At 45.2% G+C, this 14,208-nt stretch carries 10 protein-coding genes and 2 pseudogenes; 7 read left to right on the top strand and 5 right to left on the bottom strand.

Annotated features, from left to right (window positions below):
* The 5 genes and pseudogenes from KIV40_RS08790 to KIV40_RS08770 form a co-directional block, all read left to right on the top strand.
* A partial coding sequence (locus KIV40_RS08790; RefSeq protein ID WP_285348727.1) for an IS3 family transposase occupies positions 1–172 on the top strand: 172 nt, incomplete at its 5' end.
* A 26-nt stretch (positions 173–198) separates the two neighbouring features.
* Positions 199–777, top strand: a pseudogene (locus KIV40_RS08785) (LruC domain-containing protein); the annotation flags it as partial.
* 333 nt (positions 778–1,110) lie between these two features.
* Entirely contained in the window at positions 1,111–1,410 is a 300-nt protein-coding gene (locus KIV40_RS08780) for a hypothetical protein (RefSeq protein WP_285348723.1), read from the top strand.
* 55 nt (positions 1,411–1,465) lie between these two features.
* Entirely contained in the window at positions 1,466–2,296 is an 831-nt protein-coding gene (locus KIV40_RS08775) for a sulfurtransferase (protein WP_285348721.1), read from the top strand.
* 21 nt (positions 2,297–2,317) lie between these two features.
* Positions 2,318–4,609 carry an EAL domain-containing protein gene (locus KIV40_RS08770; protein WP_285348719.1) on the top strand — a complete coding sequence of 764 codons (2,292 nt, stop codon included), beginning with the start codon at positions 2,318–2,320 and terminating at the stop codon, positions 4,607–4,609.
* 41 nt (positions 4,610–4,650) lie between these two features.
* On the opposite strand, the gene KIV40_RS08765 is transcribed toward KIV40_RS08770, so the two are convergent.
* Positions 4,651–5,946, bottom strand: a complete 1,296-nt coding sequence (locus KIV40_RS08765; protein WP_285348718.1) for a glycoside hydrolase family 18 protein — start codon at positions 5,944–5,946, stop codon at positions 4,651–4,653.
* A 126-nt stretch (positions 5,947–6,072) separates the two neighbouring features.
* On the bottom strand, positions 6,073–7,074 hold the full coding sequence (locus KIV40_RS08760; protein ID WP_285348716.1) for a sugar-binding transcriptional regulator: 1,002 nt from the start codon (positions 7,072–7,074) through the stop codon (positions 6,073–6,075).
* A gap of 464 nt (positions 7,075–7,538) precedes the next feature.
* Here KIV40_RS08760 and tal point away from each other — a divergent pair, with 464 nt between their 5' ends.
* Positions 7,539–8,489 carry a transaldolase gene (gene tal / locus KIV40_RS08755; protein WP_005425862.1) on the top strand — a complete coding sequence of 317 codons (951 nt, stop codon included), beginning with the start codon at positions 7,539–7,541 and terminating at the stop codon, positions 8,487–8,489.
* A gap of 125 nt (positions 8,490–8,614) precedes the next feature.
* The gene (gene tkt / locus KIV40_RS08750; protein ID WP_285348715.1) at positions 8,615–10,621 is read left to right on the top strand and encodes a transketolase; all 2,007 of its coding nucleotides are present in this window, start codon (positions 8,615–8,617) and stop codon (positions 10,619–10,621) included.
* Between the two features lie 125 nt (positions 10,622–10,746).
* Here the strand turns inward: tkt and KIV40_RS08745 are convergent, their stop codons facing one another.
* The 3 genes and pseudogenes from KIV40_RS08745 to aroG form a co-directional block, all read right to left on the bottom strand.
* Positions 10,747–12,309 (bottom strand): methyl-accepting chemotaxis protein, encoded by a 1,563-nt coding sequence (locus tag KIV40_RS08745; protein WP_012129736.1) that lies wholly within the window; start codon positions 12,307–12,309, stop codon positions 10,747–10,749.
* Positions 12,310–12,600: 291 nt separating this feature from the next.
* Positions 12,601–12,774, bottom strand: a pseudogene (locus KIV40_RS08740) (MFS transporter); the annotation flags it as partial.
* A gap of 154 nt (positions 12,775–12,928) precedes the next feature.
* Positions 12,929–13,981, bottom strand: coding sequence for a 3-deoxy-7-phosphoheptulonate synthase AroG (aroG, locus tag KIV40_RS08735; RefSeq protein ID WP_012129738.1), 1,053 nt, complete (start codon positions 13,979–13,981; stop codon positions 12,929–12,931).
* Positions 13,982–14,208: the final 227 nt, after the last annotated feature.

The following is a 14,208-nucleotide window of genomic DNA, read 5'->3' as shown; positions in this document are numbered from 1 at the left end:
CTTCTTCCATTCAATGAAAGTTGAAGCGCTCCAATATGAGCCGATCATGATGCGAGACGAGATGCGCCAAGCGATTTTCGAATACATAGAGGTTGATTATAATCGGACGAGAAGGCACAGTGCTCTTGGATATCTAAGCCCAGTTAACTTTGAACAACAAAATGTCGCTTAATGAAGTTTCCAGTCTGGCTGGAGCAGATCACTACCCTATCCTTCAATGGTGTGGAACAAGCATCAAACGGTTTGGAAAGTATTTCTAACGAAGCGATTTTCATCATCAGTGAAGACTTGAGCACGCACGCCGCAAGCAGCTGTAGCTATTTCAGAACCGAGTCTGGTTGTGATGACAGCGTTTCACTTCCCTTTACTCTGAATGTCTACTTCACCGAAGATTCTGACCGCTCAGCCATTCAAGCTATGCCATACGACCCGTTTATCTTTGCAACTCCGGGGACCTACCATGGCGATGGCATTACGTTCCAACCAGGTCGCAAGTGGGAAGTACACTTAGCTGACCAGGCACCAACAGAACAATTTGACGACCAAAACCTCTTCGGCGTAGGCGTTGATGCAAGTGACCCTGCACAAGGTAAGTACTTCAAAACCGCCAACAACTTACCATGGGCGCTATTGATAGTAGAGGATTGGAATTGGCCTCTTGAGCGTGTCGATATGGTGGACGCTTATCCTCAATTCCAAACTTGGGCAGAATCTGCTGGCGAACGAAGCACTGACTGGCACACCGCTTCAGCACCAAATAAATGCTACATTCCATAGGAGATAACAGCCCCCCAGCGCCTTCGCAAAATACCCAAGCAAAGTTGCTTCTGTCCCACTCGATAAAGGTACAGCGAACATTGACTTTAACGTCTCTGATAGCCAAGGCCGCCTGCTTGTTGAAATTTGGTTCTATGATGGCAGCGCCCCAATCCAGAAAGTCATTACTTCTGGTGACAGTTTTTGGGTCATGTAGCCAAATAGGAGTAAGGTCTAGAAAACGACCTTCCAATATAATTCCTCACTCTTTTACTTCAAAATCGCATCGTTCTTTTGAACATGCGATTTTTTTGTTGTAAAACAGTAGGGATACTCATTTGACGGGAAAATACGTTGGACAATCCGAAAACCTTCATTTTGGTCTTTGTTGCTGCCATCGTCGCATTATGTCTGGCTCTGTGGCTTACACCTTCTGATGAAACAAAGACCATCACCGCAACCGTCATTTCAAATACGTTAACGCAATCACTCGATGGTCAAAGACGTTATCTAACGATTGAATCTGAAGAATCAGAAATCAAACGCGTCGCTGTACCAGTTTCCACCCATTGCCCTAAAGGTGCATTGGCAACATTCAGCCAACCAACAGATTCACTCTTCGAGCAACCGCTCACGTTTTTAAGCTGTGAATAAGCTTACTCTTCACAGTTATTTAAGGCGCCATACTACTTTGAGGAAACAAAAGACGATGCAAGCACTGATCAGTACTGAAGAACTTAATAGCCTACTCGGCCAACCTAACGTCAAACTCCTCGACGCGAGTATTGCGTTTCAAATCCCTTCAGAAGCCGAAAAAGTTAAAGATAAGTGGCTTCCTAATTCCCTACGCTTTGATTACGACAACGATTTTTGCTTACCTGATTCATCTCTGCCACATATGATGCCAACAGAAGAAGGCTTTAACCAAAGCGCGCAACAGCTCGGTTTGAACAACGAAGATTTGATCGTGGTATACGACAACTCAGGGACACTTGCCGCACCAAGAGCATGGTGGATGTTCAAAGCAATGAGTCATGAGAATGTTCGAGTTCTGAACGGCGGTCTTCCCACTTGGATTAAAACTGGGCTTCCTGTTACGAGTGCTTTATCGCAACCAAGCGGAAAAGGTAACTTTTCAGGCAAGCTCAACCAAGAAGCGTTTTTGAGCGCCCAAGCTGTACTTGCTCATTCGAATAACCAAAGTGCAAACATCATCGATGCAAGAGCCAAAGCTCGTTTCCTTGGTGAAGTGCCAGAACCACGAGAAGGGCTACGCAGTGGGCATATTCCAAATTCGGTTTGCTTACCGTTTCAAGAATTCTTGACCAACGGTCACATTAAACCGAATTCAGAGTTGCAACAGATATTTAGCTCACTAACAATAGATAGTGATAATTCAATCATTTTTAGTTGTGGCTCCGGTGTAACCGCATGCATTTTGTTACTTGCGGCGTATCAAATTGGTCTGGACAACCTGTCGGTGTACGACGGTTCTTGGACCGAATGGGGTGCAGACCATTCTCTACCTATCGAGCGTTAAGATCAGGAGCAGTAAAACGATATGATCGGCATAAAGAAGAACATTTGGACGCTCTACATGACGCTGTTTGCGATAAGTGTGGGTTTGTTCTCTCTGTTTGGTCATTATCATTACGAAGCAACTCTCGATAAGTACAAAGATAAGCAGCTCTTACAATTAGAGCTGTTTGCCTCCTCCGTCGAGTCTTTGTTCAAAGGACAAGAAACACTGTTGGAAGTAGTTGGGCACCAACTGATAGAGCAAAACGACTTCACTCGAACGGCTTCCCTTCAAATGCGTCCCTTGCTTGATGATTTGATGGATATCCACCCTGTTATCGCCGCTTTTGGCCTGACTAACCCTGAGGGGGATTATCTGGCCATCAGCTCTAATCTGGATTTACAAAAACTACAAAACCTAAGGCAAGATCCTCAAACCAAAGGGACATTCGAAGCTGCACTTCAAGCCCAACACATGGTGGTTGGCAGAACCTATTTCATGCCCGCACTCGATTCATTAGTGATCCCTATCCGAAAGGCAATTCGAAATAAGAATGGGGACGTAATAGCAGTAATGACAGCGGGGTTTAACATGAACTCCTCCTTAGTGTTCAGAAACGACGTGCATGCCAATAAACACAATCGCGTATCATTAGTTCGTGAAGACGGTTACCTTACTTTTACCTCCGCGGAGCAATCTAATCTATTCAGCTATACGCTCCCTGCAGATGGACAGATAAAAGCGATTGTCTTTGAGCAAGTCGAGAAAAAGTACGACTGGAGCCGCGATACCGTAAAGAGCTTATCAAGTGCGGTAAACATTGTTGCCGATGACCCAAGAATCAATCAACTGGTGACACTTAAGTATTTACCTGATTACAAACTTTGGGCTTCCTCTTCAACCGATCTACGCTACATCCAACGTGGCTTCTTCGATCAGTTTGCTCTCTATTCCATCGTTTTTCTTTTTATCCAAGCAGGTTTCTATGCACTGGTTCGCTCAATTGCGAATAACGAGCTCGCAACGCGACAAAAACTGCTTTATCAGGCGCATCATGATCATTTAACACTACTGCCTAACCGTGAATATCTGAGAGCACACATCACAAGATGGCTGAATGAAACTTCAGATCCATTTGCTTTGATGTTCATTGATATCGATAACTTCAAATCAGTAAACGACACACATGGCCATGAATTTGGTGACGAAGTGCTCAAGCAAATAGCGCTGCGCTTGAAGAGTTTCGACAGTGAAGACCGATTGATTGTTAGAGAAGCGAGCGATGAATTCATCTTACTTGTCAATCAAACAGACGACAGCGTAGTAAGGACGCTAGCAAGCGATCTTATTCATTACCTATCCGAACCTTACATAGTTCACGAAAACCAGTTCCTTCTCAGTTCTAGCGTCGGTGTTGCACTCTATCCTTCGCATGGCAAAAGTTTGGATGCGCTACTTCGCTCAGCGGATATCGCCATGTATCAAGCCAAAAAGGATCGTAACGCTTACAGTATTTTCGACCAACAAATGCAAGAGAAGCACCTCCATAAGATGAAGATAGAGCAACGTTTAAGACTCGCTATCGAAAGGCAAAGTTTGTTTTTGGTGTATCAGCCACAGTTGAACAGAGATGGTGAAATCTATGGCGTTGAGGCGCTTGTTCGCTGGCAGGATGAAGAGCTTGGATTTGTACCGCCAAACGAGTTCATTCCGGTCGCCGAGAGCTCAGGTTTGATGGTAAGACTCGGCGAGTTAATCATAGAGAAAAGTTTCGTCGATATGGCACGTTTAACAGGGCGTGTAAAACAGTCTATCCAGATGTCGATTAATATCTCGGTCAAACAATTTATCCAAGTCAACTTCATTGAGGATCTGGTGGCCATGATTGATAGACATAAGGTGGAACACAGTCGCATCACACTGGAAATTACTGAGAACCTGTTCATCGAGGACCTCGAAAAATTTGCTCCAATTTGCCAACGTCTACATTCGCTAGGCTTTAAGCTCTCTCTGGATGACTTCGGTACTGGCTACTCTTCCCTTTCGATGCTTAAAGCGTTACCAATTGATGAAGTCAAAATCGATAAGAGCTTTGTCGATAACATTGAGAACGATGAAAAAGCACTGAACATGGTGCAAAACATCATTGCGATTGGTAAAAACTTTGGGATGAAGGTGCTTGCTGAAGGTGTGGAAACTCGCCATCAACGTGATCAACTTACTGCTTGTGGGTGTGATTTGATTCAAGGCTACTTCTATTCCAAACCACTCCCTTTCGAACAGTTGGTTAGCTTTGCTGAAGAGAACCACAACGAAAAAGCCGTCGAACAATAACGACGGCTTGATTTACGTAGTTATAGTATAAGGAGCAGAGACTAGTTCTGCATTTCCTTATACATCACTTCGACTAACTCTCCTTTCGGGTCTCCTGACAGTTCCCATGTAAAGATTCCACCCAAGTTAGATTGTTTCGCCCAGTCTGCTTTGGCTTTGATAGAGCGCTGATCTTCAAATGAGATAAACACCTTCTTGTCTGGGTTCCATAAGTATGGCGCTTGAGCTTGCTCATCATATTTATACTCATATCCTTGTTTCGCACTATAGTTCTTCATCAGATCCCAGAACATGAAGTAGCCATTCTCACCAGTACCAAACTGCGCGCCTTTCTCTGACAATAAGTCTTGAGTTGGCAAACCATCGGCAAAATCTTTAGTTCCTTGCCAACCGCGACCATAAAACGCCGCACCAATCACTAGCTTTTCACTCGGAATGCCCAACTCAATCATTTGATTAATGAACACATCTGCGCCCATCCCCCACCAACTGCGGTCAGTCGCATGTAGGTTAGTCATATGCCCTGTCTGCTGTCCCCAACCACCAAGGAAGTCGTAAGTCATCACAAACATGTTGGTTAGGTAAGGCTGCGCCGCTTTCCAATCGATGCCCGCCGCTTTTGGACCAACACCCACCGCTGTTGAAAGTTCGTAATCGCGCTTGGTCTTTTTCGCTAACGCATCTAGATCACCACGCATGGTTTTAACTAAGTAAGTGAAGGCATCACGCTCTAATGCTTTTTGCTCATCTGTCAGCTTGGTATCTGGATTCCAAGGAGACGTAGTCAAACCACCACCACCAGGATATTCCCAGTCCAAGTCAATGCCGTCAAAGAAATCGTACTTTGTAATCAAGTAGACCGCCGTTTTAGAGAACTGATCCATTGCTTGTTGGTTTTTAGCCATAGCGTGGAAAGGTTCAGACATGGTCCAACCGCCAAAAGAAGGAAGAATTTTTAGATCAGGATGTTGCTTCTTAAGTTCGGCCAATTGGGCGAAGTGCCCTTTATATGGAACGTCTACAGAGACCGGACCAAAGTCTTTTTCAAGTGCCGCCTCGGTATCAACCAAAATCGCCGTGTACGGTTCTTTGCCTTCACAGTGCTTTGCAACCAGCTTTTGAATATTTTCCGAAGCACCAGTATGAGGACCACACATACTTAAAAATGCGTAGATAATGTGAGTCAGGTTATCAGCCGGAATATCTTTAACCGTGTATGGATTGTCTGCATTTGCGTACTGCCAATCGGCAAAATAGCCCGCCACGACTTTTTGCTCAGCTTGTGCAATACCTGTAAGCCCCGTAAATAATGCAGCTGCGAGAAGTGTCTTTTTCATAATTTCCTCCAGAGTAATCAACTACAAATTACCCCTGAGGATTATTTTTAACTTGGAAACGAAATCAGGCTGCGAGTCATTTATAAATCCTCGCAGCCTGATTACATAGTTTGCATATTATTTGTGCTAAACCTCTGATGTACTGTTGCCGTGCATCTGCTCATCCAAGTTAAGAACCGTCAGTGCATTACTAACGCTGGTTGCAATAACATCTATCGCGCCAGTTCTTAAGGCCCCAAGTAGCGCCAATGGTTTACTGTTTTCTGCCGCAATCGCAATCACTTCTGCAATTGGACGAAACTCTTCAATACCTAAGCCGATGACTCGGTCACTCATTACTGTGTTTGCTACATCGCCGTGGATGTCAAAGAAGTCATAACCCGCAAAGTCCCCTACGACGCCTTGCATCAAACGGGATTGCACCACTTCATCTGGAGTAAACCAGCCAAGGTCAACCATGTAGCTGTTTTCACTCATATCACCGATACCAACAAGAGCGACATCCGCCTTGCGCGCCAAGTCCAGAGTCTGTTTAACCGTGGCGTTTTGCATAAAGGCCACCTTTTGCTCTCGGTTTTCAGCGTAGGCAGGGGCATACAGGGTTTCCGATGTACCGCCGTATTTCTTGGCGAATTGTCGGCAAATGTGGTCCGCATTGTACATACCGCCACGAGGGTGAATCCCGCCAATACCGCACACAAACTTACAATCACGCGGAGTGATAACACCAATATGGTGAGCCACAGAAGAAACGTTACGCCCTTGCCCTACCGTCACGACCATGCCGTTCTTTAAAGTACTGGTCAGGTAGTTAGAGACCAAACCAGACACTTGGAGACGCTGCGCTTCTTCATTAAGTTGATCCAAAGCGACCAACGCTCGTTTCACACCAAAGCGTTCGATGAGGCGCTGCTCTATCTTGGCGCTAAACACAGGGTGATATTTTACGGTAATCTCTACAATGCCTTCATCACGAGCCTGCTTCAGCATTCGCCCTACTTTGGCCCGCGATATGGAAAACTTTTTCGAGATCTCTTCTTGGGTCGTACCGTCTTGATAATAGGCAACGGAGATCTCAGTTAGTAAATCTGTGCTTTCAATAGAAATGTCTTGATTAGAACTGCTCATGTTTTTCTCGCCCTTTTAGAGGATCGACATTGTATGCATTAGTGAGCATCCGCTCATTGACTTAGCATATGTTACCTTCCAATTTTACTGCGACATTTGCTCACTGCAATGACATTTTCTCACTACGTAATTTTATTAATGTCAGCACTGCTCAAGCCTTGAACAATAAGGGCAAACGTTTATTTCGGCCATGCTCTGAACACACAGCAAAAAAACGTTGATGAACATCACTTAAAGTCGGTTTCGGCGATTGACTTTCAGCATGGATAGGATAAATATGGATTCATCATTTACTCAGCTACCGATCAAATGTTCATAGCAAATGTTCGGTACCGAAATTTTCCGTAGTTGGCTGAGCAGATGTCTCGTTAAATATGATGAGACGATTAGCCGACACGCTTGCAAATGCACAAGCTGTGGTACTCAAAACCACACTTAAGCCCATTTATATAGGATGATCGATTATGAGCAACAAGTTAGAGCAACTTCGTAAACTAACAACTGTAGTAGCGGACACTGGTGAAATTGACGCAATCAAAAAGTACCAACCTGAAGATGCAACAACGAACCCATCTCTTATCCTAAAAGCGGCTCAAATCGAAGAGTACGCACCTCTAATCGACGCTTCTATCGAATACGCAAAAGCACAAAGCAACGACAAAGCACAACAAGTACAAGACACTTGTGACATGCTTGCAGTAAACATCGGTAAAGAGATCCTAAAAACTATCCCTGGCCGTATATCTACAGAAGTAGATGCTCGTCTTTCTTACGATACAGAAGGCAGCGTTGCTAAAGCTCGCCAGCTTGTAAAAATGTACAACGACGCAGGCATCACTAACGACCGCATCCTAATCAAACTGGCTTCTACTTGGGAAGGTATCCGCGCTGCAGAGATCCTAGAGAAAGAAGGCATCAACTGTAACCTAACGCTTCTATTCTCTTTCGCGCAAGCTCGTGCATGTGCTGAAGCAGGCGTTTTCCTAATCTCGCCATTCGTTGGCCGCATCATGGACTGGTACAAAGCGAAAGAAGGTCGTGACTTTGAAGCTTCAGAAGATCCAGGTGTAATCTCAGTAACAGACATCTACAACTACTACAAAGACTACGGTTACAACACAGTTGTTATGGGCGCAAGCTTCCGTAACATCGGCGAGATCCTAGAACTTGCTGGCTGTGACCGTCTAACTATCGCTCCTGCTCTTCTTGCTGAGCTAGAAGCGGCTGAAGGCGAAGTTGTAGAGAAGCTGGTTGATTCTAAAGGTTCTAAAGAGCGTCCAGCTCCAATGTCTCACGCTGAGTTCCTATGGGAGCACAACCTAGACGCAATGGCTGTTGAGAAAGTAGCTGAAGGTATCCGTAACTTCGCGGTTGACCAAGGCAAACTAGAAGACATGATCGCAGCTAAGCTTTAATTGCTTACCAAAAGCGAGTAGCCAGCCTACTCGCTTTTAGCATCAGCGCTTTATTCAAAAAATTCTATTTGAACTTGTTCCGACGAGTTCCCTCTATTTAAATCAAATATCGAGAAGTAACTACTATGGATCGCTCTCTTCTAACACGAAAGTATCTAGCTAATGCAATCCGTGCACTGAGCATGGACGGTGTTCAACAAGCTAACTCTGGTCACCCAGGTGCACCTATGGGTATGGCTGACATCGCTGAAGTTCTTTGGCGTTCTCACCTAAACCACAACCCATCAAACCCAGAGTGGGCTGACCGCGACCGTTTCGTACTGTCTAACGGCCACGGCTCTATGCTTATCTATTCTCTACTGCACCTTGCAGGCTACGAGCTATCTATCGACGATCTTAAAAACTTCCGTCAGCTTCACTCTAAGACTCCTGGTCACCCAGAGTACGGCTACGCACCTGGTATCGAAACAACAACGGGTCCTCTAGGTCAAGGCATCACTAACGCTGTTGGTATGGCAATGGCTGAGAAAGCACTAGCGGCTCAGTTCAACAAAGAAGGCCACGACATCGTTGACCACTTCACTTACGTGTTCATGGGTGACGGCTGTCTAATGGAAGGTATCTCGCACGAGGCTTGTTCTCTTGCTGGTACACTAGGCCTTGGCAAACTGATCGCATTCTGGGATGACAACGGTATCTCTATCGATGGTCACGTTGAAGGTTGGTTCTCTGACGATACACCTAAGCGTTTTGAATCTTACGGCTGGCACGTAATCCCTGCTGTGGATGGTCACGACTCTGAAGCGATCAACGCAGCAATCGAAGCGGCAAAAGCAGATCCACGCCCTACACTTATCTGTACTAAAACTATCATCGGTTTTGGTTCTCCAAACAAATCTGGTTCACACGACTGTCACGGTGCGCCACTAGGTGCTGAAGAAATTGCAGCGACACGTAAAGAACTAGGTTGGGAGCACGGTCCTTTTGAAATTCCGCAGGAAGTCTACGCAGAGTGGTCAGCGAAAGAAGCAGGCGCAGCTAAGGAAGCTGCGTGGGACGAGAAATTTGCAGCTTATGAAGCAGCGTACCCTGAGCTGGCAGCTGAATTCAAACGCCGCGTAAACGGTGACCTACCAGCTGAGTGGGAAGAGAAAGCAAACCAAATCATTGCTGACCTTCAAGCAAACCCAGCAAACATCGCATCACGTAAAGCATCTCAAAACGCACTAGAAGCGTTTGGTCAAATGCTTCCAGAATTCATGGGCGGCTCTGCTGACCTAGCGCCTTCTAACCTAACTATGTGGTCTGGTTCTAAGTCTCTAGAAGCGAACGACTTCTCTGGTAACTACATCCACTACGGTGTACGTGAATTTGGTATGACAGCGATCATGAACGGTATCGCGCTACACGGCGGTTTTGTTCCTTACGGCGCAACATTCCTAATGTTCATGGAATACGCACGTAACGCTATGCGTATGGCTGCTCTGATGAAGATTCAGAACATCCAGGTTTACACGCACGACTCTATCGGTCTTGGCGAAGATGGCCCAACTCACCAACCTGTTGAGCAAATCGCGTCTCTACGCCTGACTCCAAACATGAGCACGTGGCGTCCATGTGACCAAGTTGAGTCTGCAGTAGCATGGAAACTGGCGATTGAACGTAAAGATGCACCATCTGCACTTATCTTCTCTCGTCAAAACCTAGCACAGCAAGAGCGTACTGCTGAGCAAGTTGCAGACATCGCAAAAGGTGGCTACATCCTGAAAGACAGCGATGGTAAACCTGAGCTAATCCTTATCGCGACTGGTTCAGAAGTTGAGCTAGCTGTGAAAGCGGCAGAACAACTAACGGCTGAAGGTAAGCAAGTACGCGTGGTTTCAATGCCAGCTACTGATACTTTCGACAAGCAAGACGCGGCTTACCGTGAATCTGTACTGCCATCAGACGTAACGGCACGTATCGCTGTAGAAGCGGGCATTGCTGACTTCTGGTACAAGTACGTTGGCTTCGACGGTCGCATCATCGGTATGACAACATTCGGTGAGTCTGCACCAGCTGACCACCTGTTCGAAATGTTTGGTTTCACTGTAGAAAACGTAGTGAACACAGCAAAAGAACTGCTAGCTTAATCGCTTAGAATTATCAGTTTTCTCTATTGCGAATTTGAAAACTGAAAAGCCCCGCTCTCTGTAGCGGGGCTTTATTTTATCTGTTCATTTTGAACAATGATTCAACGATCTAGTTCTAGTTCGTATCACTTCTCTTCAAACTGATTCGCAAGTCGGTAGAAGTCTTGAACCTGCTCTTTTAACTGCTTACTGTTTTGCTCTACAGAATATGTCGCGGCCAAGTTCTGCTCTGCGGTAGAAGCAATCGAATGAATGTGTTGATTCACATTGCTAGACAGTTGCAGTTGCTTATTGGCAGAATCCGCGACATTCACCATCAACCCATTCATGGTTTGCATCATCTGCTCTACTTCCGACAAACGCAACGCACTTTGCTCTGCAACTTGTGAGCATGTATCCGTTTGATCTTTGTTAGCGATAATGTCTTTCTGCCAGCCCTGAATCGTCATCAACATGGTTTCAATGGATGCTTTAATTTGCTCAGTTGCATTCGAAGTCCGTCCAGATAGCGCTCTCACTTCATCGGCAACCACAGCGAAGCCGCGACCTTGTTCACCCGCTCGTGCTGCTTCAATTGCTGCATTAAGCGCTAGCAGATTCGTTTGATCGGCAATACCACCTATCTCCTCCATTAATTGACTTACCTTCTGCGCTTGATCACTCAGTTGATAAGTCGTCTCTGTGGCTTTCTCCGCCTGTAAACTAAGCTGCGCTAGGTTAGTATGAGTTTGATCAATCGTGTCTTTCGCCATCAAACAAGATTTCAAAGTGTCATCAATCAATACATGGGCTTCATGAGAACTAGATGATACTGAATTGGCAGATGCTTCCATTGAATCGGCCGCGTCACGAACCTCGTGAATATCGTTGTTTTGCTGAGTCAGTGCAGACAAGACTTCTGCCGTTGTGTGACTCAACTCTTCAGCACAGTTTTGTAATGGCACAGCTGAATCTGTCATACGTCCAAGGACAGTACGAATACGAGCAGAGAGCATCTTTATATGAAAATCTGCAATCGAGAACGGTTTATTACCTGAATACACTAAACGACTCACGCTATCGTATTGGGTTTGCAGCTTTTTAAATTGCAGTGGTGTATCAATAAGCTCTTGGCGGAACAACATTGCGAGCACCCCAGCCGGGAGCAATGTCGCAAGCCAAGCCAAAGGTCCTTCAAGTGAAAAAGCGAAGCCAGCTGTTGGTGCCGCAAGCGCACCAAGTAGAATCGCATAACGCAACGTATCACTCAGTTTCAAGGTCCAAGCACGGCCAGATTTTTCAGCCTTCAATAAGCCCTGATATGCTTGAGAAGCAATGTCCACCCACTCTCGCTTTGGCTTTACACGAACCGACTGATATCCCACAACTTGGTGGCCTTCATAAATGGGCGTTACATAAGCATCCACCCAGTAATATCCACCCGACTTCGTGCTATTTTTTACAATTCCGCGCCACGCTTTGCCTTGTTTTAGACGAGTCCACATATCACCGAATGCCGCTTTAGGCATGTCACCATGGCGTACGACATTGTGGTTTTGTCCGAGCAATTCATCGTGACTGTATTCAGCGATTCTGCAAAATGCATCATTGCAATAAGTGATAACACCTTTGAGATCGGTAGTGGAGACCAGTTCGTCAGAATCTCCTACGAGAGTTTCTTGAGCTTTATTGGAAGTTAAGGCTGACATAGATGAGGCTTCTGTAGTTATTATTAAATTGCGACAGGATATATACACGATTGTTATATTTATTACAAAATGCTAGAGAAAAAACCTTACTGATGCGACATTTCAAGGCTAAAAAACTTACGTAGATAACAATAATTAACCAACAATGTTACGAGGTGTGAGCTGACAGACAAAAAAAGAGCCAGCCTAAATAACTGGGTCTTATAAAACTTGAGAGCTGACTATGCAACTTGCGATTCAGAATTATTATTTGCTTTGATAAAAAATATTCCCATTACCGATAGTACAAAAGGCAGGAATGGTCGCTGACATCAAACCAAGAAACTGCAGCGCCACAGGGAGAGTGATCATACTGGATGAGGGCGCAATTTGTTTTCCGATCAACGCAATAACGGAAATCAGCAGTATGTTCCCTGTCATCAATAAAGCTTGGCAAAGCGATAGTAGCCAGACGTTTCGATTCATCTCACTCCTTGAGTCTTTTTTAACCTATTTAGACACCATAACGGATTTAAAACTAAAACACATCGAATATGTGCAACAGGTGAATTTTCATATTGCTGGGATATTAAAAAAGCCAGCGAACTGCTGGCTTTTGAAAGATTAGAAACGCTTATGTTTACTTAGCGCGACGTGCTTTTACTGCATCCGATAGCTGACGTAGAACGGTTTCAGTATCTTCCCAACCGATACATGCATCAGTAATGGATTGCCCGTAAGTTGCTGCCTTACCGTCAACTAAGTCCTGACGATCTTCAACAAGATGAGATTCGATCATCACGCCAAAAATAGCATCTTCGCCGCCAGAGATCTGCTCTGATACGTCATCAGACACCAACATCTGACGTTTGAACTGCTTAGAGCTGTTAGCGTGACTAAAGTCGATCATCACTTTCTTCGGTAGACCCGCCGCGTCTAGCTCGTCTTTGATTTGCGCTACATGAGACGCACTGTAGTTAGGCTCTTTACCACCACGAAGGATGATATGACAATCAGGGTTACCCGCCGTTTCAACAATCGCAGAGTGACCGTACTTAGTAACTGATAAGAAGTGGTGAGATGCGCTTGCTGAACGGATTGCATCACTCGCGATTTTGATGTTGCCGTCTGTACCGTTTTTGAAGCCAACTGGGCAAGACAAACCTGACGCTAGCTCACGGTGTACCTGAGATTCAGTCGTACGTGCACCGATAGCACCCCAGCTAATAAGGTCCGCTACGTACTGTGGCGTGATCATATCTAGGAATTCGCTTGCAGTAGGAAGGCCCATGTCTGTTAAGTCAAGCAACAGCTTACGACCAATACGAAGACCGTCGTTTAGCTTGTAAGTGTCATTTAGGTACGGGTCGTTAATTAGGCCTTTCCAACCTACCGTTGTGCGCGGTTTTTCAAAGTAAACGCGCATCACTACTTCTAGTTGCTCACCGAGTTCATCGCGAAGTACTTTCAATTTCTTACCATACTCAACCGCGGCTTCTGGATCGTGAATAGAACACGGACCAACAATCACCAGCAAGCGGTCATCTTTGCCTTCAAGAATATTGTGGATGGCGTTGCGACATTCAAACGTCGTTGTGGAAGCAGTTTCGGTTGCCGGAAATTTCTCGAGCACTGCAACAGGTGGCAATAGCTCTTTTACTTTGTTAATTCTTACATCATCAGTTTGAAACATTACTTCTACTTCCTAATTACTATCCCTGGCCCACTATTTTATCCCAACTTTACTCAGTGCAACATTGTTCACAAAGCAAGCAATAACAAGGGCTGTAGGCTCATTTAATTGTGTCGATGGAAGTAACTTATCGACTTAACAGTAGACTTGCAATCACTTTTCTAAAAAAATGCAAATTAACAACTAATGTTCATTTCAAAGCACGGCGTACATTTAAGTTTACGAAA

This window comes from Vibrio sp. D173a, from assembly GCF_030248475.1.
Note: the sequence above shows the minus strand (reverse complement) of the source record. Positions and strands in the feature narration are given on the sequence as shown.

What these genes read in the sequence shown, in the direction of transcription:
- KIV40_RS08775 (WP_285348721.1), top strand. Translation starts at nt 1,466, where the DNA reads ATGCAAGCACTGATCAGTACTGAAGAACTTAATAGCCTACTCGGCCAA.
- KIV40_RS08770 (WP_285348719.1), top strand. Translation starts at nt 2,318, where the DNA reads ATGATCGGCATAAAGAAGAACATTTGGACGCTCTACATGACGCTGTTT.
- KIV40_RS08765 (WP_285348718.1), bottom strand. Translation starts at nt 5,946, where the DNA reads ATGAAAAAGACACTTCTCGCAGCTGCATTATTTACGGGGCTTACAGGT.
- KIV40_RS08760 (WP_285348716.1), bottom strand. Translation starts at nt 7,074, where the DNA reads ATGAGCAGTTCTAATCAAGACATTTCTATTGAAAGCACAGATTTACTA.
- tal (WP_005425862.1), top strand. Translation starts at nt 7,539, where the DNA reads ATGAGCAACAAGTTAGAGCAACTTCGTAAACTAACAACTGTAGTAGCG.
- tkt (WP_285348715.1), top strand. Translation starts at nt 8,615, where the DNA reads ATGGATCGCTCTCTTCTAACACGAAAGTATCTAGCTAATGCAATCCGT.
- KIV40_RS08745 (WP_012129736.1), bottom strand. Translation starts at nt 12,309, where the DNA reads ATGTCAGCCTTAACTTCCAATAAAGCTCAAGAAACTCTCGTAGGAGAT.
- aroG (WP_012129738.1), bottom strand. Translation starts at nt 13,981, where the DNA reads ATGTTTCAAACTGATGATGTAAGAATTAACAAAGTAAAAGAGCTATTG.